This is a genomic window from Bacillus sp. PPSBB_11, assembly GCF_038023285.1.
In the GTDB taxonomy this organism is placed as follows: Bacteria; Bacillota; Bacilli; order Bacillales; family Bacillaceae; genus Bacillus; species Bacillus altitudinis.
In genome coordinates this window covers 1,593,180-1,613,808 of the sequence record NZ_CP150633.1, presented here as the reverse complement: position 1 = coordinate 1,613,808, position 20,629 = coordinate 1,593,180, and the positions used below count along the sequence as shown (strand labels likewise).

Sequence of the window (20,629 nt, the reverse complement as noted above, 5' to 3'; positions counted from 1 at the left end):
TCTGTCCGCTCGACTTGCATGTATTAGGCACGCCGCCAGCGTTCGTCCTGAGCCAGGATCAAACTCTCCGAAAAAGTACAAAACCGAAGTTTTGTTTTTCGTCAGCGTTTGACTGACTACCTATGATGTATCATAGGATTTTTTTATAAAAACTCGAATTAACAGGTACGTTTTGTCTTGTTTAGTTTTCAAAGATCATCTTCGCCGTTCTTAGCGGCTTTAATAATATAACATTTCGCTTCATCTTATGTCAACAACTTTTTTTAAGTTTATTTCCCGAAGCGTTTGTGTTTGTCACTGTGTGTCAGCGACGATTAATAATATATCACGAAAACATTCTGTTGGTCAACGCCTTTTCAGAACTTTTTTTAAAATAGTTTTATTGTGCATGTTAAACCCTTGTCCTGCATACAATCAAGTAACAATCTTGGACAAGGCAGGAGTGTTTGAATTGAGTCGATTATATGTGTTGCCTATTAAACGGCTGAAGCAAGTAGTCATTATTCTTGTAGCAGCCCTTGCAGCTGCAACCTTTTTTTATGTACAAAAGGCACCGCCGCTGTCGGTATTTAAAACAGAACAAGGACCCCGAGCAATTTATAAAGGAGAGACCTCATCAAAACATGCAGCCCTTACGTTTAATATTGGCTGGGGAGACGAGAAGGCTGTTCCTATTTTAAATGTCCTTCGAGAGTACGATATAAAGAACGCCACTTTCTTCCTGTCTGCTTCTTGGGCTGAGCGTCACCCGGATATTGTGAAAAGGATTAAAGAGGACGGTCATCAAATTGGCAGCCTTGGCTATGCATATAAAAATTATAGCCAGCTTGAAGAAAACGAAATTAAGCGTGATCTTGTCCGTGCACAAAATACATTTCAAAAGCTTGGACTGGAAGACATTCAATTATTAAGACCGCCAACTGGGCAATTTAATGAAACGGTATTGAAAATTGCAACACAGTATGGCTATACCGTTGTCCATTACAGCATCAATTCTCAAGATTGGCTGAACCCGGGCGTCGACCAGATTGTTCATAATGTAAATGATCGAATGAAAAGCGGAGACATCATTCTCCTTCACGCCTCAGATTCAGCCACCCAAACCGCTCAAGCCTTACCAGCTATTTTAAAACACTTAAAAGATAAGAATTTAAGAAACATCACGGTTGGCGAACTTATCTCTAATACAAAAACAAAGTCAACTGAGGTTAAGTAGCTTTTGCTTTTGAAAACCGCGGCATAGCTAACAACTGAAACGCATTACAACCTAATAGCGGGAATAGCATTAAATACAGCCAGTCCTCTTCATTGACTCTAAGCGCCGGAAACCATTCTAACGACGTGATGACGACCATGAGAAACATTGCAGAAATAAATGTTTTCTTAGAGGACTGCTGCTGTTTAAAATAAGACACGATCAATGCAAACACACCGATAAAAACAGGCAGCCATAAGTATGGAAGAAATGATTCATTCTCCCCGAAAAACAAAAACCGCAAATAAGCTAAATCAAACAGCACGAAAATCACAAGGAATAACTGAATGGTATTCCATAAAGAATGCGACCTGAAAATCTCCAGTGCAAACCGGTGCACCGTCAAAAAGACAACAAACCCCATCTGACTGATTACACTAAAGATCATCCCCACACCAATAAACCAAAATAACACAGACGCAATCTCTAAAATCTCAAACGATACAAACAGCTTCTGATATTTCCCCCACTCCAGCGCAAAACCTACCACGCTTGTAATGACCGCTCCAACAGCCAGCACAGAGAAGAAAAAACGAACTAAATCCCGACTTTTCATTGAATTGACCCAACCCCTATTTTTGTTATGTATAAATTCACGTGAAACATTCATATTAAAAGTAAGACATGTAACGAAAGGAGCCACAGTATGTCAAAAGGCATCTTGCGTATAATGAGCTGTTTTCTTCTTTTATCTCTAACAGCTTGTGCTCCCAAAACCCAATCCTCATCTAATATGGACTATGACGAAACGAAAAAAATGGTCGTCGATATTTTGAAAACAGATGACGGTAAAAAGGCCATTCAACAGTTATTAAATGACGAGGCAATGAATGAAGCTTTGGTAATGGATGAACAAACTGTGAAAAAAACAATAGAGAAAACACTGACTTCTGATAAAGGCAAAGAGTTCTGGAAGAAGGTCTTTGAGGATTCTAAATTTGCCGAGACTTTCGCAAAATCCATGCAGCAACAGCATGAAAAGATGTTAAAACAATTGATGAAGGACCCTGACTATCAACAAATGATGATGGATATTCTCAAGGATCCTGAAATGGAAAAGAAATACGGTGAACTGGTCAAAAGCAAAGAGTTCCGAAAACACTTAGAGAAAGTCATCACAGAAACATTAAGCAGCCCTCTCTATAAGAAGAAATTCGAAGATGAGCTAAAAAAAGCAGTCTCTGAAAGCAGCAATGATTCCAGTTCACAAGGAAGCGGCAGTTAAACATCACCCGAGTGGCACAAGGTCCACTCGGGCTTTCATTATGCTTTCACTGTTAATTGTTCAATGACTTTATTGGCAATGTGTTGATACACTTCCCCTGTCGGATGACTCGCATCATAGACGGAAGGTGCAAAATCGTCCTCATTCCAATCAGGCTGTCTTAAAGGGATTTGACCAAGGACTGATACTCGCAGCTCCTCCGCCAGCTTGTCCCCGCCGCCCTTTCCAAAGACATATTCCTTCTCACCTGTTTTTTTGCTTTCATAGTAACTCATATTCTCAACGACCCCTAGCACCTCGTGATCTGTTTGCAGTGCCATTGCGCCTGCTCTAGCAGCAACGAAAGCCGCTGTTGGATGCGGTGTTGTCACAATGATTTCTTTACAGCTCGGAAGCATCGTATGAATATCAAGTGCCACATCACCTGTTCCAGGCGGAAGGTCTAATAGTAAGTAATCTAATTCTCCCCACTCTACTTCGTGGAAGAAATTATTTAGCATTTTACCAAGCATCGGTCCTCTCCAAATGACCGGTGCGTTTTCTTCAACAAAAAAGCCCATTGAAATCACTTTGACGCCAAAGCGTTCCACAGGAATAATCTTTTCCCCTTTAACTGTCGGTCTGACGGTGATTCCCATCATATCCGGTACGCTAAAGCCGTAAATATCAGCATCGATCAGTCCCACTTTTTTCCCTAGACGAGCCAGTGCCACAGCCAGGTTAACGGAAACAGTTGATTTCCCAACTCCGCCTTTTCCACTCGCAATCGCTAAGAACACAGGCGGATTTTTAGAGTTGAGCAAATTTTCTTCCTCATCCTGTGACGGCATAAATTTTTCAAGCGTTTCTTGAGGCAGTTCTTCAAAACGAAGTCCTACAGTGTTCGCGCCCGCTGCTTTTAAAGCTTGTACGATGTCTTGCTGCAGCTTCATCTGCTCAGCAGTGCCTGTCTTGGCAATCGCCACTTTTAAGCTCACATGTTCTTTTTCAGGCTTTAGGCTGATTTCCTTGATGGCATCCAGCTCACCAAGCGGTATATGAAGGAAAGGTTCGTCCATCTTCCCAACTAGTTTTCTCACATCATCTTGTCCGATCATAGCAGAACCTCACCCTTTATTGAATTCGTTTACAATCCAAGTATATCATACATATCCTTACAATGTCTGTCCTCTTTGCCTGCGATAAACAGGAAAAAGCCCCTTATTCAGGCGGCTCTTTTTGCTCTGTTAAATATCTGAGAATGCCTTTATAAATCGAAGCAGCAATTTGATCCTGATATTTAGGAGTCGCCAGCTGACCAGCCTCTTTTGGATTCGATAAAAATCCTATTTCGACAAGCGCTCCTGGCTTCGTGACATTTTGCATTAAATAAATCCCATTGATTCGCTTCGCCTTGCGATCTGTGTTTTCAAGGTTGTTGCGCAATTCATCTTGAATGAACTTCGCTGCTTTTTCATTCTCTTCATACTTTCCGTAAAAAAACGTCTGGGCCCCGCTCCATTTGTTCGATGGGATCGCATTTAAATGTATGCTTAAATAGAGATCCGCTTCAGACTCATTGATGACTTTCACACGGTTTCTCAAATCCTCCGCTTTCTTTCGGGCATAACCCTTTGTATTCTTTGATGATAAATCAGAGTCATCCTCCCGGGTCATGAGAACAAGCGCTCCCTGCTCCTGCAAATAGTCTCTTATCTTCATGGACACATCCAGTGCAATCTCTTTTTCGAGCAGCTCGCCGCCAACAGCACCGCCATCTGGACCGCCGTGACCCGGATCTAAATAGATGATCTTGCCGCTCAAAGGCAAGTTCCACGATTTCCACGAATCATCATTTAGAAACTGAAATCTGAATAAGAATAAGAGGACAATAAACCCGATTAAAAACCCTGTCCATTTCAGCTTTCTTTTCATCCCTGTCCCTCCCATACACCATTATTTTATAGATATGGGACAAGGGCTGGAAATATGCTTAGTGCAGGCGAAGCTTATGCCTTTTTTCTGATTCCCGAAAGCCTTCCTGCCACCACTTACTTAAAAATTCCTTCGCAAATGGATACAGACACGACATCTTACGCTCCATTTGGAACATATTCCCCCACGATTGCAAACACCCTGCTAGCTCCTCAACCAGTTCATCTTCTTCATGAACTGACCGCTTTTTTATATCATCGAATGATTCACCATACTTACTAGACTCACCATATCTCCCACCTGCTAAAAAAGCCTCAATGGCGAAATCAATACAGCCATCACTCATAATCCCAGCTGGATCATCTGCAAATGGGAACAGCTTCTTCGTGAATTTCTCTGAAGCGACCGTCACCTGTTGAAGAGACAATGTACGCAACAGCTTCTTTTCAAGCGTGACATCTCGTTTTGTTTTCAATTGATAAAATGAAAGAACTTCTGCCATGGACTGAACTCCTTTTTTTCTTTGTATTGTTCGTTGGTTTGAACAAAACATGCAGTTCAGTAAATGGAAATCATGAAATAAGTGGTGGAAATGGGACCTTATGATATAATGAATTTTTATATAGAAAAAAGATAAAGGGGCAAAGTAAATGAAAAAGTGGATGTATATCCTACTACTAATGACAGTCATTCTATCCGCTTGCAGTAGTCAAGCCAGTGAGAAAGAAAGCGACATGAAAGGAATAGAAGACATTTCCTTAAAACAGCTTTCTAAGCACAAAAATTCTTATATTGGAGACAATGGAGCAGTCGGCGCTATTTTATCAGATCTTCCAGGTAACGTGATTCGCGAGTATGAAATCGTAGATGAAAAAGCGCTAAAAGTGACATACGGCGTGAAAGAAAATACCAATGATACAGAAGAACAGTTTGATTCATTTTGGTTTGATAAGAAGGATACCATTGAAAAAAACTACTTATATAATGCATTGGCACTTTTTATTCTTATCGATAACGTGGAGCAAGTGACACTCAAGATGAACGCTAAAGACGAGCCATCCGTCACGTTTAAAAGAAAACAGCTAGAAAAAAAGCTGCCTCACTCTTTTAAAGTGTACAAAGACGATACAGCGCTTTGGCAAAAGGAACTGGTTGATGGAGTTGTGAAGTCAAAAGATAAACGTCAAGATGTATACAAAGCGTTTCCGGTGAAACAATCATAAAAAGCAGAGGGATGCCACCTTCTGCTTTTTATTTGAAATCAAGCTGCAGCTTCATCCCATCATGCGTGGCTTCAAACCCTAATTTTTCATAAAAACAGCGTGCTTCTGGCCTCTGTTTGTCAGTTGTCAACTGAATCATATGACACCCACGGTCATTTGCGCGTTGAATAGCCCATTTTATCAACAATGTGCCAATTCCTCTTCCTCTATGAGTCGAGGCTGTGCGAACTCCTTCTATTGAAGCTCTCCATCCTCCTTGATACGTTAGAAATGGAGTCATTGTTAATTGGAGAACACCGACTACCTCTTCCCGATCACAAGCGACGATTAAATCAATATTGGGATCCGCTTCGATCGAATGAAAGGCATTGAGGTAGCTTTCTAATAATGGACGAGTGTAGCGTTCTCTCTTTTGGCCTAATTTGTCATCTGAAAGCATCAAAACGATGTTGTCGAGGTCTCCTTGGACGGCTTCTCTAAATGTCAATTGATTCAGATTCAATGAACACACCTCCTATAATGGAACGGAAACTTTTATTCATTCGCCAAAATACCAATTAACAGCGTTTTCATATAAAATTTTATCCCCTGCTTCCTCATCAAACATCTGTTGAATCAATTCAATATCACCGTATTCAAATGGACGTTTCGCCCTTGTAGATGGAAGATCTGTACCAAACATCAGTGCATCAGGATTCGTTTGATAAATAGACGTCAATGCATGTTCGACCTTTAAATCAACACGCCCAAAGCCAGTCGCTTTCACACGAACCCCTTTATCAACCAGCTTGAGCAAATGCGGCAAACCTTCTTCAGATAAGCCTAGATGATCAATGGAAACGGCCGGCAGCTGTTCAAGCGTTGATGAGATGTCAGGGAGATGCTTAGCGTCTATGTAAATCTCACTATGCCACCCAGCCAGCTCATACACCCTTCTCGCAAAATAGTCGAGCTTTGAAATATCCTCCGAACCGCCCCGCTTCACATTAAAACGTAAAGCCTTGACCCCATGTTGATCCAAATGAACAATCTCATCGTCAGTTGCTGTAAAAGGTAATTGTGTCACACCGCAAAAAGCTGGTCCCATTTCATCGAGTGCTTTTAACAAATAGCCTTGATCAAAGCCCTGAAATGACCCTGATACAATCGCTCCACCTACAATCCCTAAATCAGCCGTCTCTCTCCTATAATCATTCACCACATAACTCGGCGGTGTATATCCTTGGTTTTCTTGAATGGGAAAATTAAAATCAATGATATGAAAATGTGCATCAAAGATCCTCATGCCCGCACCCCTCTTCTGCTTATTTGACCTGATTGTATCAATAGCGAAAGCCAAAGAATAATTGGAATGACGAATTACTTCATATCATGAAAACTTATCAAGTTTTCCATTCCTCTCGTAAGATGGCATAGTAAAACTCATCCCACCACTCATTTTCTTGTGGGATACACTGTTTAAAATATCCCTCTCTCCTCATCCCCATTTTCTCCATCACTCTCCATGACGGCACATTTTCAGGCTGACAAGTGGCAATGATTCGATGTAAATTCATTGTGTGAAAACCATGATGTAGGACAGCATAAGCCGCTTCAGAAGCAAAGCCTTTGTTTTGATATGCAGAATTGAAGACCCAGCCAATTTCATATGTGTGCTTACCAAAGTAAGGATGAAACACGATATGCCCGATGCATGTATGATCTTCTTTTAATAGAACAGCAAAATTCTTGCCCGTCTCAAGACGATTATTTTTGACAAATTCCTGCGCCTCTTCTTTAGAAAAAACACCTTCTGGCATATACTTCATCACCGCTAGATCAGATGTATATGCATAGACATCTTGCCAATCATCCTCAATAAACGGTCGAATGAAACATCTTTCTGTTGTTAGATTCATAAATGCCATCCCCCTTTAACATCATTTTTTAAACAGAAACCTGACTATGATCCTATTTTATATGTTTCCAGACAGAAAAAAACACAAATAAAAAAGCACCAGCAGGATGCTGATGCTTTTCATATAGGGTTTGTCTGTACAAACCCTTGTAAAACGTCCATACAATATAAAATTGATTAACGTTTTGAGAACTGAGGTGCGCGACGTGCGCCTTTAAGACCGTATTTCTTACGCTCTTTCATACGAGAGTCACGAGTAAGAAGTCCAGCACGTTTAAGTGGTGTACGGTACTCAGGATCTACTTCTAGAAGAGCACGAGAGATACCGTGACGAATTGCTCCAGCTTGACCAGAGAATCCACCACCGTGAACATTTACAAGAACATCGTAGCTGTTAGCTGTTTCTGTGATGTTCAAAGGCTGTTTCACGTCTTCGATTAAAGCAGCGAATGGAATGTATTCAGTAATTTCACGATTATTAACGACGATACGGCCTTCACCTGGAACTAAGCGAACGCGCGCTACAGAACTTTTACGACGACCTGTACCGTAATATTGAACCTGTGCCAAATTGTTAACCTCCCTTATAATTAACCGCGAAGTTCGTAAACTTCAGGTTGTTGTGCTTGATGTGGATGCTCAGAACCACGGTACACATTTAATTTTTTGAACATTTGACGACCTAGTGGACCCTTTGGAAGCATACCTTTGATAGCAAGCTCCAACATTTTTTCAGGGTAGTTTGTACGCATCTCAAGAGCAGTTCTTTGTTTCAAACCACCTGGGTGCATCGTATGACGGTAGTAAATTTTGTCCGTCAATTTCTTACCTGTTAATTCAATTTTCTCAGCATTGATGATGATCACGTGATCACCTGTGTCAACGTGTGGTGTATAAGTTGGTTTGTGCTTACCGCGCAAAAGTGATGCTACTTCAGTAGAAAGACGACCTAGAGTCTTACCTGCCGCATCAACCACTAGCCATTTGCGCTCAATTGTGCTTGCGTTCGCCATTGGTGTTGTACGCATGAGTTTCCCTCCTAAATAAATCAATGAATTTTCCTGAATCAAATGCTACGTTCTATTTCAAAACACAGATAAGTCTTCCGGGGCTTATTTGTGGGGTTGAAATACATACCATATGATATCTTATAACTTTCTGCTTCCTGTGTCAAGAACATGTTACACCTGGTTTAGTTGTCATAGAAAACTTCCCATAAATACAGTCCGTGACTGGGCGCAGTCTTGCCTGCCGCTTCGCGATTTCGGGCGGCAAGCATGGCTTTTATCTCCTCAGGGTGAAATTTACCAGAACCAATTTCAAGTAACGTTCCAGCGATAATTCGCACCATGTTGTATAAAAAGCCATTCCCTCTCACACGCATTTCAAGCCCGTCTGAGACGTTTTTCCACTCAAGGGCGTAAATCTCCCTCATCTTGTCCTGAACCTCTGTATTGGCCGCACAAAAGCTTGTAAAATCGTGTGTGCCAATCAGGTGTTCAGCAGCTTCTCTCATTTTGTCGACATCCAGCGGGTAAGGATAGTGGCATGCATACTGTCTCGTGAACACATTTTGGTGCGTTTCCGTTGAGACCCTATAACGGTACTCCTTCGAAACGACACTAAAACGTGCATGAAACGATTCATTCACTTTCTCAGCCTTTAGAACCCTGATGTCATCAGGCAGGAGACTATTAAGGGCAAAAGGCCATCTTTCCATCGGGATGGCAAGCGGGGTGTCGAAATGGATGACCTGCCCCTTTGCATGAACACCACTGTCTGTCCGGCCAGAAGCCACAATCGGAATCAGTTCGTCTTGTTTATGCATTCTAGCAAGGGCAGATTCAATCTCCGTCTGAATGGTTCGCTGTCCTGGTTGCACTTGATACCCTTTAAAATGTGTCCCATCGTATGATACGGTACATTTTACTTTCATCTAGGCATCACCTAATTTCTAAGCAGCACAAGGAGTGCTGTTAACAGGATGAATAAAAGCAGCGTGAACGTGTCTTTCAGGCCCCAGACAAGCTGACGGTATTTCGTACGCCCTTCTCCCCCGCGGTAGCCTCTCGCTTCCATAGCGGTCGCCAATTCCTCCGCACGCTTAAACGCACTGACGAAAAGCGGGACAAGCAATGGAACAATCGCTTTTAAACGATCTTTCACGGGCCCGCTTGTAAAATCAACACCTCTTGCCATTTGGGCTTTCATGATTTTGTCTGTTTCTTCGAGTAAAGTCGGAATAAATCGAAGAGAGATAGACATCATAAGAGCAAGTTCATGAACAGGTAGCTTGATTTTACGGAAAGGATGCAGCAGCTTCTCCATACCGTCTGTCACTTCAATAGGCGTTGTGGTCAACGTCAGAAGTGTTGTCATCATGATGAGATAGACAAAACGGAGTGAAATGAAAATCCCCTGTTTTAGACCTTCTTCATAAATATTCAGAAAACCAAAGTGAAAGAGCAAAGCGCCATCCTTTGTCATGAAGATATGCAGAATAAAGGTAAACAGAACAATCCAAAGGATGGGTTTCATTCCTTTGAGAATAAAGTACAGCGGCACCTGAGACACCATCACCACAAGGATCGTAAAGACCCCTAAAAGCCCGTAAGTGATGTAGTTATTCGCAAAAAAGACAATAAAGACAAAAAAGAAAATTGATAACAGCTTTGTCCTTGGATCAAGACGATGGACAAAGGATGTACCTGGCACATATTTGCCGATAATCATACTATCCATCATGATGTCGTGTCCTCCTGATATAAAGCTGTTAAGGCTTCTGCCATTTCATCCATGGTCAGAAGCGGTCTTGGAAACGTCATCCCCAGCTTTTCTTCGACAGCCTGCTGGAATTTGATCGTTTCCGGGAGGTCCAGTCCGAAAGAAGACATGTCGGTACGATTGGCAAATAGCTCCCTCGGCGTACCTGTCGCCTTTACTGTTCCTTTGTGCATCACAATCATTTGATCCGCATAATGAGCGGCATCTTCCATACTGTGTGTCACAAGGATCGTCGTCAGGTTGGCTTTTTGATGAAGTTCATAGAACATGTCCATGATTTCTTTACGTCCGCGTGGATCTAATCCCGCAGTCGGCTCATCAAGCACAAGGACTTCTGGCTCCATCGCTAGAACACCTGCAATCGCCACACGTCTCATTTGACCACCGCTTAATTCAAAGGGTGATCGAGATAACAAGGATTCAGGAAGGCCTACAAGCTTCAGCATCTCTTTAGCCTTGGCTTCTGCCTTTTCTTTTGGAAGGCCGAAGTTCATCGGACCAAAACAGATATCCTTCAGAATCGTCTCCTCAAAGAGCTGATGTTCAGGAAACTGAAACACGATACCTACCTTTTTGCGAAGAGATTTCAGTTCCTTCTGCTTTTTATTGGCTTGTAAGACCGTATCTCCAAGCGCAATGCTCCCCTTTGTTGGTTTGAGCAGTCCATTTAAATGTTGCAACAATGTCGACTTGCCAGAACCCGTATGACCGATGACAGCAACATAGCTGCCTTCTTTGATGGAAGCATTGACATCATACAAAGCGAGACGCTCAAACGGCGTTTTCATTTGATAACGATGCTCTAATTCTTTGATCGTAATGTCCATAGCTCTTTCACCAATCCTTCTTGTGTCAAATGGGCATTTGCAAGCGGCACACCTTGCTGCTTCAATTGCTTACTCAACCGGTAGGAAAATGGCAGATCAAGTCCAATCTGAACCAGCTGTTCATCTAGTTCAAATACTTCCTCTGGTGTTCCCTCGGCAAATTTCTTCCCACCATTCATCACAATAACGCGGTCTGCCTTCGCAGCCTCGTCTAAATCATGTGTGATGGAAATGACCGTGACCGTTCCTTGTTCCTTCAGCAGTCTGACGGTTTCTAACACTTCTTCACGGCCAATCGGATCAAGCATTGATGTTGCTTCATCCAAGATCATGATGTCAGGGCTTGCGGCAAGTACACCAGCGATCGCTACTCTCTGCTTTTGCCCGCCTGATAGATGGTGCGGCTCTTGATCAAGAAACTCCTGCATATTGACCTGTTTGACAGCCCAATCTACACGCTCTATCATCAATTCCCGCTCAACCCCGTTATTTTCTAAACCAAAAGCCACATCATCACGAACTGTTGAGCCAACGAATTGGTTGTCTGGGTTTTGAAAGACCATACCGACCTTTTTGCGAATATCCCAAACACTTTCTTCTTTCAGCTCAATCTCACCAACCTTGACCGTCCCTGCATCCGGTAAAATGAGCCCATTCAGTACACGGGCAAGTGTGGATTTACCTGAACCGTTGTGGCCAACAATGGCAAGCCATTCATTTTGATTCACATGCAATGACACTTGGTCTAAAGCGGGCTTGTCCGCATCTTTGTGATAACGAAATACAATGTCTTTTACGTCAATTAATGTCTTCTCCATCTCTACCGGACCTCCTCTCAGCTCAACCTCTACTTTGCCTATTGCTAAAAAGCCGTAGTATCTAAAAAAGGGCATAGATCCAGTTATGAACTGTCCCGCCCTTTCTTAGATACACGATATGTGATTAAACTAATTCAATGACAGCCATTGGTGCGCCATCGCCGCGACGAGGTCCAAGCTTCATGATACGAGTGTATCCACCTTGGCGATCTTCGTAGCGAGTTGCAACGTCAGCGAATAATTTTTGAAGTGCATCTTGGTTTGTTTCAGCGTTAGCTACTTCGTTACGAATGTAAGCTGCAGCTTGACGGCGAGCATGAAGATCTCCGCGTTTGCCAAGAGTGATCATTTTTTCAACTACAGAGCGAAGTTCTTTCGCACGTGTTTCAGTTGTTTCGATGCGTTCGTTGATGATCAAATCAGTCGTTAGGTCACGAAGCATTGCTTTACGTTGTGCACTAGTGCGTCCTAGCTTTCTGTATGCCATGTGATGTCCCCTCCTTAATTAGAGATGCTGTATGAATAAAAAACACACGAAAATCCTAGTTCACAATGAAACTAGTCAATCGTCTTTACGAAGACCCAGTCCAAGTTCTTCTAGTTTCGCTTTCACTTCTTCAAGAGATTTACGTCCAAGGTTACGAACTTTCATCATATCCTCTTCTGTCTTGTTAGCAAGCTCTTGAACAGTGTTAATACCCGCACGCTTCAAACAGTTGTAAGAACGAACAGAAAGATCAAGCTCTTCAATTGTCATTTCAAGCACTTTTTCTTTTTGGTCTTCTTCTTTTTCAACCATGATTTCTGCATGCTGAGCTTCGTCAGTTAACCCAACGAAAATATTTAGGTGTTCAGTTAAAATCTTAGAACCTAGAGCGATCGCTTCTTTCGGTCCTGTGCTTCCATCAGTCCATACATCTAGTGTTAATTTATCATAGTTTGTGATTTGCCCAACACGGGTGTTCTCCACTTGATAAGTTACACGAGATACAGGTGTATAGATTGAGTCGATCGGAATCACGCCGATAGGCTGATCGTCTCTTTTGTTTGCATCAGCAGGATTATACCCGCGACCTCTTTGTGCAGTCAAACGAACACGGAAGCTCGCATTTTTGCCAAGAGTTGCGATGTGAAGATCTGGATTTAAGATTTCAATATCGCTGTCGTGTGTAATATCAGCAGCTGTTACAGTTCCTTCATCTTGTACATCAATTTCAAGCGTCTTCTCTTCTTCAGAGTAGATTTTGAGTGCAAGCTTTTTAATGTTTAAGATAATCGTTGTAACATCTTCAACCACGCCTTCGATCGTTGAGAATTCGTGTAAGACACCATCTATCTGGATCGATGTTACAGCTGCACCAGGAAGTGAGGATAAAAGGATACGACGAAGGGAGTTCCCTAAAGTGGTACCATATCCACGCTCAAGTGGCTCTACGACAAACTTGCCATACTTGGCATCGTCGCTGATTTCAACCGTTTCGATTTTTGGTTTTTCAATTTCGATCATCTAATAAAACCCTCCTTCAAAACGTCGAAACCTCGAATAGAATCATATGAGATTCCATCCGAAATTCCTCATTGTTTAGTCCCGTATGTGCTCAGGCAACGAGTCGTGTATTCGTCTCATAAATAACTGTATCATAACCCATTATTGACAGGGACACAAAATCTATACAAACAAATTACACGCGGCGACGTTTTGGTGGACGGCATCCGTTATGAGGAACTGGAGTTACGTCTCTGATTGCAGTAACTTCAAGACCTGCAGCTTGAAGCGCACGAATTGCAGCTTCACGACCAGAACCAGGACCTTTAACAGTTACTTCAAGTGTTTTAAGACCATGTTCGATAGAACCTTTAGCAGCAGTTTCAGCAGCCATTTGTGCAGCGAAAGGAGTAGATTTACGAGAACCTCTGAATCCTAATGCACCAGCACTTGACCAAGAAATTGCGTTTCCATGAACATCAGTAATCGTTACAATCGTGTTGTTGAAAGTGGAACGGATATGAGCGATTCCAGCTTCAATATTCTTTTTCACGCGACGTTTACGCGTATTTTGTTTACGAGCAGCAGCCATTCTTTAACTACCTCCTTTACTTATTTTTTCTTGTTAGCTACAGTACGACGCGGACCTTTACGAGTGCGCGCGTTGTTTTTTGTGTTTTGTCCACGAACAGGAAGTCCTCTACGATGACGGATTCCGCGGTAGCTTCCGATTTCAATTAGACGCTTAATGTTAAGTGAAACTTCACGACGAAGGTCACCTTCTACTTTAAGTTTGTCAATGATATCACGGATTTTACCTAGTTCGTCTTCAGTTAGATCGCGAACGCGAGTGTCTTCAGAAACACCTGCTTCTTTAAGGACTTGTTGAGCCGTCGTACGACCAATTCCAAAAACATATGTTAAAGAAATGACAACACGCTTATCACGTGGAATATCTACACCAGCAATACGAGCCATGATTTGGGCACCTCCTTGTTATTAGCCTTGTTTTTGTTTATGTTTTGGGTTTTCACAGATCACCATTACTTTTCCTTTTCTGCGAATCACTTTACATTTTTCACAGATAGGTTTAACAGATGGTCTCACTTTCATGTGTTTCCAACCTCCTTCTTCCGGAGTTGCTTTATTTGTAACGGTACGTAATTCTACCACGAGTTAAGTCATATGGAGATAATTCTACCGTAACTTTGTCTCCAGGTAAAATGCGAATGAAGTGCATACGGATTTTTCCTGATACATGAGCCAAAACTGTATGACCATTCTCTAGTTCAACTTTGAACATTGCATTTGGCAAAGTTTCTGCTACAGTACCTTCCACTTCAATTACATCGTCTTTCGCCATTCAAGTGTTCTCCCTTCTTCAAATCAGTAACTTGCTCTCTGATAAATGTCCAATTGAGATGTTCTCAATTGTCCATCTATCACCCGACCTGTTTTGAATATACTGTTCTGAACTTCCGGAGATACGCAATCATAAAAGGTTAAATGATTGATATTTTTTCTTAGGAGAATGAATTTACGCTTTTCTCCGTCTGCGATTAGTACATGGCAGCCATCGAACACGCCGATGACAACTGTATACTGATCTTGTTCTTTCCTTGGACTATACAGACAACCTGCCCGATTTGGGCCTGAAAGGCTTCAGTGAAGACCTAAATCTTAGTCAGTATATCAAAACCTGTATCTGTAATCGCAATCGTATGCTCAAAGTGAGCACACTTTTTCCCATCAACCGTTACAACCGTCCAGTTATCAGCCAGTGTTTTCACATATCGGCTGCCTGCGTTCACCATCGGTTCGATGGCCAACACCATTCCAGGTTTGAGCCGTGGGCCTTTGTTCGGCGGACCATAATGAGGAATTTGAGGGTCCTCATGAAGATCCTGTCCGACCCCATGTCCAACATATTCTCTAACAACTGAGAAATTCTCACCTTCAACATACGTTTGTATGGCATGGGAAATGTTTGACAGACGTTCACCTGGCTTTGCTTCCTGTAAGCCCTTATATAGAGATTCCTCTGTGACTTCCAGTAGTTTGCGGTCCTCATCACTGATTACCCCAACTGGATAAGTCCAAGCAGAGTCACCATGATAGCCATTTAACTTTGCGCCGATATCGATACTAATGATGTCTCCATCACGTAAAACCCGTTTACCAGGAATACCGTGAACGAGTTCTTCATTCACCGAAACGCAAATGCTCCCGCGAAAACCATTATACCCTTTAAAAGATGGGATTGCACCCTGCTTTGTAATAAAACGTTCGGCAATTTGATCCAATTCTTTTGTCGAAATACCTGGTTTTATGTGTTTCTTCAGCTCTTCATGAGTCAGTGCGACAATGCGTCCAGCTTCTCTCATAATCTCAAGCTCGCGAGGAGTTTTACAGATAATCATTTATTTAATCCCCCAAGCAGGTCCTTGATATCAGCGTAAACATCGTTAATGTGCTTCGCACCATCAATGTTTGCAAGATATCCTTTTTCTGAATAGAAATTCAGTAAAGGTTCAGTCTGCTTTAAGTTCACTTCAAGTCTTGTCGAAACAGTTTCTGCATTATCATCTGCACGTTGATAAAGCTCGCCTCCACACTTGTCACAAACATTTTCTTTCGCAGGTGGATTGAATACTAAATGATATGTTGCTCCGCAATCTTTGCAAATTCTTCGGCCAGTCAGACGCTCCATCAAAGCATCTTTATCGACTTTAATATTAATGACATAATCAATCGTTCTGCCAAGGTCCTTTAGAATGTCTTCTAAAGCTTCAGCCTGAGCGACTGTTCGCGGAAATCCGTCCAGAAGAAAACCTTGTTCACAATCATTCTTGCCAAGTCTTTCTCTAACAATACCGATTGTGACCTCATCAGGAACAAGCTCTCCTTTATCGATAAAGGATTTTGCTTCGAGCCCAAGTTGTGTCTCCTCTTTCATAGCAGCACGGAACATATCTCCTGTTGAGATATGAGGGATCCCATAATCATCAACAATTCGTTCTGCCTGAGTGCCTTTACCAGCACCCGGAAGCCCCATTAAGACTAAGTTCATTTCGGATTTCCCCTTCCTTACTTAGAGAGGTTGGGCAGGAGCCCAGCCCTCTGTTTTATTTCATAAATCCACGGTAGTTTCGTTTCACTAATTGGCTTTCAAGCTGTTTCATTGTTTCAAGTGCAACACCTACAACAATGAGAAGACTTGTGCCGCCAATTTGTGCAGCGGAAGGTAATCCAGCGAATTGAATGAAAAAGATAGGAAGTATTGAAATCACGGCTAAGAAAATGGCGCCCACAAACGTGAGTCGGTACAAAATGCTCGTAATTCTATCTTGAGTCATTTTCCCTGGACGAACTCCCGGGATATAGCCACCCTGCTTTTGCAGATTTTCAGCCATTTGTTCAGGGTTTACTTGGACAAAGGCATAAAAATATGTGAAAGCAACAATCAGTGCTACATAAATCGTCATACCGATTGGCTTAGTATAGTCAAAGTTGTTAGTTATCCAGGTTGTCACATTATTTGTTCCGAAGAACGATGCGATCGTCTGCGGAGTAATAATGAACGAAACGGCAAAGATGACTGGAATCACCCCTGCTGGATTCACTTTCAATGGAAGGTGCGTTGCTTGACTAGCAGACATTTGTGCACGGCCAGTTCCTTTTGAATATTGAATCGCAATCTTTCTCACTGCCATTTGAATGTAAATAACACCGATAACAATGACAAGAATAGCAATCACAATAAGGGCAATTTTCAGGATTTGCATGAACAGCTGTCCATCTCCACCTACAAATTGCTGAGCGTACACTTGCTTTAATGTTTGAGGGATACCTGCGATGATACCGGCAAAGATAATAATCGAAATACCGTTACCAACACCGTGAGCAGTAATCTGCTCTCCCAGCCACATTAAAAATGCTGTTCCCGCAGTGAGTACGACCGCAATTAAGAGATACGTTGAAACACCTGGGTTTTCAATCAGCATGCCTCCTGCCATATTGTTAAATCCATATGACATTCCTAACGCCTGGATAAATCCTAGAACAATTGTAAAATACCTTGTGAATTGTGCTAATTTTCGGCGGCCAACCTCTCCTTGCTTTGACCACTCAGTAAACTTCGGTACAACATCCATCTGCAAGAGCTGGATGATGATCGAAGCAGTGATATACGGCATAATCCCCATTGCAAGAATGGAGAATTGGAAAAGTGCCCCGCCCCCAAACGTATTGAGGATTCCGAAAACACTCATTTGATCCTGTGCCTGGAGAACTTCGGCGTTCACATTAGGCACAGGGATGAAAGCACCTATACGAAAGACGACTAACATTAAAAGTGTAAATATAATCTTATTCCGTATATCTTTCACACGCATAAAATTGGAGATTGTCTTAAACAAGTTAGATCACCTCGGCTGTACCGCCAGCAGCTTCAATCGCTTCTTTAGCAGAAGCAGAGAATTTATTGGCTTTTACAGTTAATTTTTTTTCTAATTTACCGTTGCCAAGAATTTTTACTCCTGCTTTTAACTTGCTTATTGCACCAGTCTCTAGAAGAAGTTCAGGAGTGACTTCCGTTCCTTCGTCAAAACTGTTTAATCTGTCTAAGTTGATTACCGCGTAATCTTTACGGTTGATGTTTGTAAAACCACGTTTTGGAAGGCGTTGGAATAAAGGCATTTGACCACCTTCGAATCCAGGGCGTACACCGCCGCCAGAACGAGCGTTTTGACCTTTATGACCTTTACCAGAAGTTTTACCGTTACCTGATCCAATACCACGACCAACACGGTTGCGTACTTTACGTGAACCTTCTGAAGGCTTCAATTCATGAAGTTTCATTTGGGCACCTCCTTATCGATTAAAAATGTTTTATTGTTCTTTAACAGAAACTAAATGAGACACCTTGTTAATCATGCCGCGGATCGCTGCATTGTCTTCATGTACGACTGTTTGGTTTGTTTTCTTTAGACCAAGAGTACGAACAGTGACACGCTGATCTTCCGGGCGACCGATTACACTGCGTTTGAGGGTAATTTCTAATTTATTTGCCATTATTGTTCCCTCCTTATCCTAACAGGTCTTCTACAGATTTTCCACGAAGCTTCGCTACATCTTCAGCACGTTTAAGTTCACTTAAACCTTGAAGTGTTGCGCGGATCATGTTGATCGGTGTATTAGAACCTAGAGATTTAGAAAGGATATCAGCTAGACCAGCAAGCTCAAGTACCGCACGCACTGGGCCTCCAGCGATAACTCCTGTACCTTCTGAAGCAGGCTTCAATAGAACGTTTCCTGCACCGAATCGACCGATGATTTCATGTGGAATTGTAGTTCCAACCATTGGTACTTCAATTAAATTCTTTTTCGCGTCTTCAACAGCTTTGCGGATCGCTTCTGGTACTTCTTGTGCTTTACCAGTACCGAATCCTACATGACCGTTTTTGTCACCGACAACAACTAAAGCTGCAAAACGGAAACGACGTCCACCTTTAACAACTTTCGCTACCCGGTTAACCGTAACTAAGCGTTCTTCTAACTCTAATTTGCTTGGGTCAATACGACTCATTCGGATGTGTCCCTCCTTCTTTTATTAAAATTTAAGTCCAGCCTCACGAGCAGCTTCAGCTAGAGCTTTTACACGTCCATGATATAAGTATCCTCCGCGGTCAAATACCACGTTAGAGATGCCTTTTTCAACAGCACGTTTTGCAACAAGTTCGCCAACTTTAGTAGCAGCTGCAGCGTCAGAACTATTCTCGATCTTTAACTCTTTATCAAGAGTAGAAGCACTTACAAGTGTTACACCGTTAACATCATCAATTACTTGAGCGTAGATGTTCTTGTTAGAACGGAAAACGTTAAGGCGAGGTCTTTCAGCAGTACCTGAAAGTTTCGCACGAACACGAGCGTGTCTTTTAAGACGAGTAGCGTTTTTGCTAGTTTTCGTAATCATCCGAGTCACTCCTTTCTTCACATTAAGCGATCTTACTTACCAGTTTTTCCTTCTTTACGGCGAACGAATTCACCTTCGTAACGAATTCCTTTACCTTTGTAAGGCTCTGGAGCACGGACAGCGCGGATGTTAGAAGCTAGAGCTCCTACACGCTCTTTATCGATACCTTTAACGATTACTTTCGTTTGAGATGGAACTTCTACTTCAACTCCAGCCTCAGGAACGATTTCAACTGGGTGAGAGTATCCAACGTTAAGAACAAGTTTGTTTCCAGATTTAGCAGCACGGTAACCGACACCGATTAGTTCTAAACCTCTTTCGAAACCTTTAGATACACCTTCAACCATGTTTGCAATTAAGCTACGTGTTGTACCATGTAATGCACGGTGTTCTTTATTTTCAGACGGACGGCTTACAGTTAAGACGTTGTCCTCAATTTTAATTTCCATATCAGGGTGAAATGCACGAGTTAGTTCACCTTTTGGTCCCTTTACTGTCACTGTGTTATCGTTGTTTGTCACAGTTACTCCTGAAGGGATCTCGATTAGCTTTTTACCTATACGAGACATACCAAGCACCTCCATTCATCTTAAACTTTTTTTACCATACGTAAGCAAGTACTTCTCCACCAGCTTGTTTAGCACGGGCTTCTTTGTCCGATAAAACACCTTGTGATGTAGAAATAATTGCGATTCCAAGTCCGTTAAGTACACGTGGTACTTCATTTGATTTCGCATATACGCGTAAACCAGGTTTACTGATTCTTTTAAGACCAGTGATAACACGTTCGTTGTTTTGGCCGTATTTAAGGAACAAACGGATAATTCCTTGTTTGCTGTCTTCGACGTACTCAACGTCACGGATAAAACCTTCACGCTTTAAAATTTCAGCAATTTCTCTTTTGATTTTTGAAGCCGGTACTTCTAGCTTCTCATGACGTACCATGTTCGCATTGCGAATACGAGTCAGCAAATCTGCAATCGGATCTGTCATAACCATTATTTAATAACCTCCTTCCCATTTATGGGGATTACCAGCTGGCTTTTTTAACGCCAGGAATTTGTCCTTTATATGCAAGTTCGCGGAAACAAATACGGCAAAGTTTAAACTTGCGAATTACTGAATGTGGACGTCCACAACGTTCGCAGCGCGTATACTCTTGAACTTTAAACTTTTGTTTGCGTTGTTGTTTCGCAATCATAGACTTTTTAGCCACGATTTCGCCT

At 42.2% G+C, this 20,629-nt stretch carries 32 protein-coding genes; 3 read left to right on the top strand and 29 right to left on the bottom strand.

Translation table 11 applies throughout. The features are described 5' to 3' along the window. Positions 1–451: 451 nt before the first annotated feature. Entirely contained in the window at positions 452–1,216 is a 765-nt protein-coding gene (gene pdaB / locus V7L95_RS08100) for a polysaccharide deacetylase family sporulation protein PdaB (protein ID WP_057078711.1), read from the top strand. On the opposite strand, the gene V7L95_RS08095 is transcribed toward pdaB, so the two are convergent. Further along, entirely contained in the window at positions 1,209–1,811 is a 603-nt protein-coding gene (locus tag V7L95_RS08095; RefSeq protein WP_008345196.1) for a KinB-signaling pathway activation protein, read from the bottom strand. The genes pdaB and V7L95_RS08095 overlap by 8 nt on opposite strands. 90 nt (positions 1,812–1,901) lie before the next feature. Here V7L95_RS08095 and gerD point away from each other — a divergent pair, with 90 nt between their 5' ends. Then, positions 1,902–2,480, top strand: a complete 579-nt coding sequence (gerD, locus tag V7L95_RS08090) for a spore germination lipoprotein GerD (protein ID WP_057078713.1) — start codon at positions 1,902–1,904, stop codon at positions 2,478–2,480. Between the two features lie 38 nt (positions 2,481–2,518). On the opposite strand, the gene V7L95_RS08085 is transcribed toward gerD, so the two are convergent. The 3 genes from V7L95_RS08085 to V7L95_RS08075 form a co-directional block, all read right to left on the bottom strand. Next, positions 2,519–3,577, bottom strand: a complete 1,059-nt coding sequence (locus V7L95_RS08085; RefSeq protein ID WP_008345199.1) for an Mrp/NBP35 family ATP-binding protein — start codon at positions 3,575–3,577, stop codon at positions 2,519–2,521. A 103-nt stretch (positions 3,578–3,680) separates the two neighbouring features. Continuing rightward, a complete protein-coding gene (gene cwlD / locus V7L95_RS08080; protein WP_017359175.1) occupies positions 3,681–4,394 on the bottom strand; it encodes an N-acetylmuramoyl-L-alanine amidase CwlD in 714 nt (237 codons plus the stop codon). A gap of 58 nt (positions 4,395–4,452) precedes the next feature. Beyond that, on the bottom strand, positions 4,453–4,896 hold the full coding sequence (locus V7L95_RS08075; RefSeq protein ID WP_058214432.1) for a YbaK family protein: 444 nt from the start codon (positions 4,894–4,896) through the stop codon (positions 4,453–4,455). A 148-nt stretch (positions 4,897–5,044) separates the two neighbouring features. On the opposite strand from V7L95_RS08075, the gene V7L95_RS08070 reads away from it, so the two are divergent. Continuing rightward, complete coding sequence (locus V7L95_RS08070; RefSeq protein ID WP_035703913.1) at positions 5,045–5,617, top strand: DUF4825 domain-containing protein; 573 nt, start codon at positions 5,045–5,047, stop codon at positions 5,615–5,617. A 28-nt stretch (positions 5,618–5,645) separates the two neighbouring features. Here V7L95_RS08070 and V7L95_RS08065 read toward each other — a convergent pair whose 3' ends face one another. The 25 genes from V7L95_RS08065 to rpsN form a co-directional block, all read right to left on the bottom strand. Next, on the bottom strand, positions 5,646–6,119 hold the full coding sequence (locus tag V7L95_RS08065) for a GNAT family N-acetyltransferase (RefSeq protein WP_156061371.1): 474 nt from the start codon (positions 6,117–6,119) through the stop codon (positions 5,646–5,648). 36 nt (positions 6,120–6,155) lie between these two features. Next, positions 6,156–6,902 carry an amidohydrolase family protein gene (locus tag V7L95_RS08060; protein WP_340968754.1) on the bottom strand — a complete coding sequence of 249 codons (747 nt, stop codon included), beginning with the start codon at positions 6,900–6,902 and terminating at the stop codon, positions 6,156–6,158. A 97-nt stretch (positions 6,903–6,999) separates the two neighbouring features. Further along, entirely contained in the window at positions 7,000–7,515 is a 516-nt protein-coding gene (locus V7L95_RS08055; protein WP_265154658.1) for a GNAT family protein, read from the bottom strand. Between the two features lie 176 nt (positions 7,516–7,691). Then, a complete protein-coding gene (gene rpsI, locus V7L95_RS08050; protein WP_007496354.1) occupies positions 7,692–8,084 on the bottom strand; it encodes a 30S ribosomal protein S9 in 393 nt (130 codons plus the stop codon). A 20-nt stretch (positions 8,085–8,104) separates the two neighbouring features. Further along, a complete protein-coding gene (gene rplM, locus V7L95_RS08045; protein WP_003217042.1) occupies positions 8,105–8,542 on the bottom strand; it encodes a 50S ribosomal protein L13 in 438 nt (145 codons plus the stop codon). A 164-nt stretch (positions 8,543–8,706) separates the two neighbouring features. Then, positions 8,707–9,450 (bottom strand): tRNA pseudouridine(38-40) synthase TruA, encoded by a 744-nt coding sequence (gene truA, locus V7L95_RS08040; protein ID WP_249476446.1) that lies wholly within the window; start codon positions 9,448–9,450, stop codon positions 8,707–8,709. An 11-nt stretch (positions 9,451–9,461) separates the two neighbouring features. Further along, entirely contained in the window at positions 9,462–10,259 is a 798-nt protein-coding gene (locus V7L95_RS08035) for an energy-coupling factor transporter transmembrane protein EcfT (RefSeq protein WP_249476447.1), read from the bottom strand. Then, entirely contained in the window at positions 10,256–11,125 is an 870-nt protein-coding gene (locus V7L95_RS08030; RefSeq protein WP_108611653.1) for an energy-coupling factor ABC transporter ATP-binding protein, read from the bottom strand. Before V7L95_RS08030 ends, V7L95_RS08035 begins: the two co-directional genes overlap by 4 nt. Beyond that, positions 11,101–11,943, bottom strand: coding sequence for an energy-coupling factor ABC transporter ATP-binding protein (locus V7L95_RS08025; protein ID WP_008345218.1), 843 nt, complete (start codon positions 11,941–11,943; stop codon positions 11,101–11,103). The genes V7L95_RS08030 and V7L95_RS08025 overlap by 25 nt, the downstream gene beginning before the upstream one ends. Before the next feature lie 124 nt (positions 11,944–12,067). After that, positions 12,068–12,430, bottom strand: a complete 363-nt coding sequence (gene rplQ, locus V7L95_RS08020; RefSeq protein WP_003216944.1) for a 50S ribosomal protein L17 — start codon at positions 12,428–12,430, stop codon at positions 12,068–12,070. 75 nt (positions 12,431–12,505) lie between these two features. Continuing rightward, a complete protein-coding gene (locus V7L95_RS08015) occupies positions 12,506–13,450 on the bottom strand; it encodes a DNA-directed RNA polymerase subunit alpha (RefSeq protein WP_003217009.1) in 945 nt (314 codons plus the stop codon). A gap of 175 nt (positions 13,451–13,625) precedes the next feature. Then, positions 13,626–14,021 (bottom strand): 30S ribosomal protein S11, encoded by a 396-nt coding sequence (rpsK, locus tag V7L95_RS08010; RefSeq protein ID WP_003217231.1) that lies wholly within the window; start codon positions 14,019–14,021, stop codon positions 13,626–13,628. A gap of 20 nt (positions 14,022–14,041) precedes the next feature. Continuing rightward, complete coding sequence (gene rpsM, locus V7L95_RS08005; RefSeq protein WP_003217023.1) at positions 14,042–14,407, bottom strand: 30S ribosomal protein S13; 366 nt, start codon at positions 14,405–14,407, stop codon at positions 14,042–14,044. Positions 14,408–14,428: 21 nt separating this feature from the next. Continuing rightward, positions 14,429–14,542 carry a 50S ribosomal protein L36 gene (rpmJ, locus tag V7L95_RS08000; RefSeq protein ID WP_003156543.1) on the bottom strand — a complete coding sequence of 38 codons (114 nt, stop codon included), beginning with the start codon at positions 14,540–14,542 and terminating at the stop codon, positions 14,429–14,431. Positions 14,543–14,573: 31 nt separating this feature from the next. After that, a complete protein-coding gene (gene infA, locus V7L95_RS07995; RefSeq protein ID WP_003217190.1) occupies positions 14,574–14,792 on the bottom strand; it encodes a translation initiation factor IF-1 in 219 nt (72 codons plus the stop codon). 310 nt (positions 14,793–15,102) lie between these two features. After that, the gene (map, locus tag V7L95_RS07990; RefSeq protein WP_007496338.1) at positions 15,103–15,849 is read right to left on the bottom strand and encodes a type I methionyl aminopeptidase; all 747 of its coding nucleotides are present in this window, start codon (positions 15,847–15,849) and stop codon (positions 15,103–15,105) included. After that, positions 15,846–16,499 (bottom strand): adenylate kinase, encoded by a 654-nt coding sequence (locus tag V7L95_RS07985; RefSeq protein WP_007496336.1) that lies wholly within the window; start codon positions 16,497–16,499, stop codon positions 15,846–15,848. The genes map and V7L95_RS07985 overlap by 4 nt, the downstream gene beginning before the upstream one ends. Before the next feature lie 55 nt (positions 16,500–16,554). Then, positions 16,555–17,847: a preprotein translocase subunit SecY gene (gene secY, locus V7L95_RS07980; RefSeq protein WP_007496334.1), complete on the bottom strand. Its 1,293-nt coding sequence runs from the start codon at positions 17,845–17,847 to the stop codon at positions 16,555–16,557. A 1-nt stretch (position 17,848) separates the two neighbouring features. Further along, on the bottom strand, positions 17,849–18,289 hold the full coding sequence (gene rplO / locus V7L95_RS07975) for a 50S ribosomal protein L15 (protein WP_003216888.1): 441 nt from the start codon (positions 18,287–18,289) through the stop codon (positions 17,849–17,851). Positions 18,290–18,319: 30 nt separating this feature from the next. Then, positions 18,320–18,502, bottom strand: coding sequence for a 50S ribosomal protein L30 (gene rpmD, locus V7L95_RS07970; protein ID WP_003217067.1), 183 nt, complete (start codon positions 18,500–18,502; stop codon positions 18,320–18,322). A 13-nt stretch (positions 18,503–18,515) separates the two neighbouring features. After that, positions 18,516–19,016 carry a 30S ribosomal protein S5 gene (gene rpsE, locus V7L95_RS07965; protein ID WP_007496332.1) on the bottom strand — a complete coding sequence of 167 codons (501 nt, stop codon included), beginning with the start codon at positions 19,014–19,016 and terminating at the stop codon, positions 18,516–18,518. A 24-nt stretch (positions 19,017–19,040) separates the two neighbouring features. After that, positions 19,041–19,403, bottom strand: a complete 363-nt coding sequence (rplR, locus tag V7L95_RS07960) for a 50S ribosomal protein L18 (protein ID WP_003216951.1) — start codon at positions 19,401–19,403, stop codon at positions 19,041–19,043. A 32-nt stretch (positions 19,404–19,435) separates the two neighbouring features. Next, positions 19,436–19,972: a 50S ribosomal protein L6 gene (gene rplF / locus V7L95_RS07955; protein WP_008345395.1), complete on the bottom strand. Its 537-nt coding sequence runs from the start codon at positions 19,970–19,972 to the stop codon at positions 19,436–19,438. Positions 19,973–20,003: 31 nt separating this feature from the next. Then, complete coding sequence (rpsH, locus tag V7L95_RS07950) at positions 20,004–20,402, bottom strand: 30S ribosomal protein S8 (RefSeq protein ID WP_007496327.1); 399 nt, start codon at positions 20,400–20,402, stop codon at positions 20,004–20,006. A 31-nt stretch (positions 20,403–20,433) separates the two neighbouring features. Continuing rightward, positions 20,434–20,619, bottom strand: coding sequence for a 30S ribosomal protein S14 (gene rpsN, locus V7L95_RS07945; RefSeq protein WP_008356542.1), 186 nt, complete (start codon positions 20,617–20,619; stop codon positions 20,434–20,436). Between the last annotated feature and the right edge of the window lie 10 nt (positions 20,620–20,629).

Excerpts from the sequence above, each read along its gene's own strand:
- rplR (WP_003216951.1), bottom strand. The coding sequence starts at position 19,403 with ATGATTACGAAAACTAGCAAAAACGCTACTCGTCTTAAAAGACACGCT.
- rplO (WP_003216888.1), bottom strand. The coding sequence starts at position 18,289 with ATGAAACTTCATGAATTGAAGCCTTCAGAAGGTTCACGTAAAGTACGC.
- V7L95_RS07985 (WP_007496336.1), bottom strand. The coding sequence starts at position 16,499 with ATGAACTTAGTCTTAATGGGGCTTCCGGGTGCTGGTAAAGGCACTCAG.
- gerD (WP_057078713.1), top strand. The coding sequence starts at position 1,902 with ATGTCAAAAGGCATCTTGCGTATAATGAGCTGTTTTCTTCTTTTATCT.
- V7L95_RS08060 (WP_340968754.1), bottom strand. The coding sequence starts at position 6,902 with ATGAGGATCTTTGATGCACATTTTCATATCATTGATTTTAATTTTCCC.
- V7L95_RS08030 (WP_108611653.1), bottom strand. The coding sequence starts at position 11,125 with ATGGACATTACGATCAAAGAATTAGAGCATCGTTATCAAATGAAAACG.
- V7L95_RS08025 (WP_008345218.1), bottom strand. The coding sequence starts at position 11,943 with ATGGAGAAGACATTAATTGACGTAAAAGACATTGTATTTCGTTATCAC.
- map (WP_007496338.1), bottom strand. The coding sequence starts at position 15,849 with ATGATTATCTGTAAAACTCCTCGCGAGCTTGAGATTATGAGAGAAGCT.
- V7L95_RS08095 (WP_008345196.1), bottom strand. The coding sequence starts at position 1,811 with ATGAAAAGTCGGGATTTAGTTCGTTTTTTCTTCTCTGTGCTGGCTGTT.
- infA (WP_003217190.1), bottom strand. The coding sequence starts at position 14,792 with ATGGCGAAAGACGATGTAATTGAAGTGGAAGGTACTGTAGCAGAAACT.
- rpsE (WP_007496332.1), bottom strand. The coding sequence starts at position 19,016 with ATGAGTCGTATTGACCCAAGCAAATTAGAGTTAGAAGAACGCTTAGTT.
- cwlD (WP_017359175.1), bottom strand. The coding sequence starts at position 4,394 with ATGAAAAGAAAGCTGAAATGGACAGGGTTTTTAATCGGGTTTATTGTC.
- rplQ (WP_003216944.1), bottom strand. The coding sequence starts at position 12,430 with ATGGCATACAGAAAGCTAGGACGCACTAGTGCACAACGTAAAGCAATG.
- rpsH (WP_007496327.1), bottom strand. The coding sequence starts at position 20,402 with ATGGTTATGACAGATCCGATTGCAGATTTGCTGACTCGTATTCGCAAT.
- rpsM (WP_003217023.1), bottom strand. The coding sequence starts at position 14,407 with ATGGCTCGTATTGCTGGTGTAGATATTCCACGTGATAAGCGTGTTGTC.
- V7L95_RS08070 (WP_035703913.1), top strand. The coding sequence starts at position 5,045 with ATGAAAAAGTGGATGTATATCCTACTACTAATGACAGTCATTCTATCC.
- V7L95_RS08055 (WP_265154658.1), bottom strand. The coding sequence starts at position 7,515 with ATGAATCTAACAACAGAAAGATGTTTCATTCGACCGTTTATTGAGGAT.
- rplM (WP_003217042.1), bottom strand. The coding sequence starts at position 8,542 with ATGCGTACAACACCAATGGCGAACGCAAGCACAATTGAGCGCAAATGG.
- rpmJ (WP_003156543.1), bottom strand. The coding sequence starts at position 14,542 with ATGAAAGTGAGACCATCTGTTAAACCTATCTGTGAAAAATGTAAAGTG.
- V7L95_RS08035 (WP_249476447.1), bottom strand. The coding sequence starts at position 10,259 with ATGATGGATAGTATGATTATCGGCAAATATGTGCCAGGTACATCCTTT.
- truA (WP_249476446.1), bottom strand. The coding sequence starts at position 9,450 with ATGAAAGTAAAATGTACCGTATCATACGATGGGACACATTTTAAAGGG.
- V7L95_RS08015 (WP_003217009.1), bottom strand. The coding sequence starts at position 13,450 with ATGATCGAAATTGAAAAACCAAAAATCGAAACGGTTGAAATCAGCGAC.
- V7L95_RS08075 (WP_058214432.1), bottom strand. The coding sequence starts at position 4,896 with ATGGCAGAAGTTCTTTCATTTTATCAATTGAAAACAAAACGAGATGTC.
- V7L95_RS08085 (WP_008345199.1), bottom strand. The coding sequence starts at position 3,577 with ATGATCGGACAAGATGATGTGAGAAAACTAGTTGGGAAGATGGACGAA.
- rpmD (WP_003217067.1), bottom strand. The coding sequence starts at position 18,502 with ATGGCAAATAAATTAGAAATTACCCTCAAACGCAGTGTAATCGGTCGC.
- rpsK (WP_003217231.1), bottom strand. The coding sequence starts at position 14,021 with ATGGCTGCTGCTCGTAAACAAAATACGCGTAAACGTCGCGTGAAAAAG.
- rplF (WP_008345395.1), bottom strand. The coding sequence starts at position 19,972 with ATGTCTCGTATAGGTAAAAAGCTAATCGAGATCCCTTCAGGAGTAACT.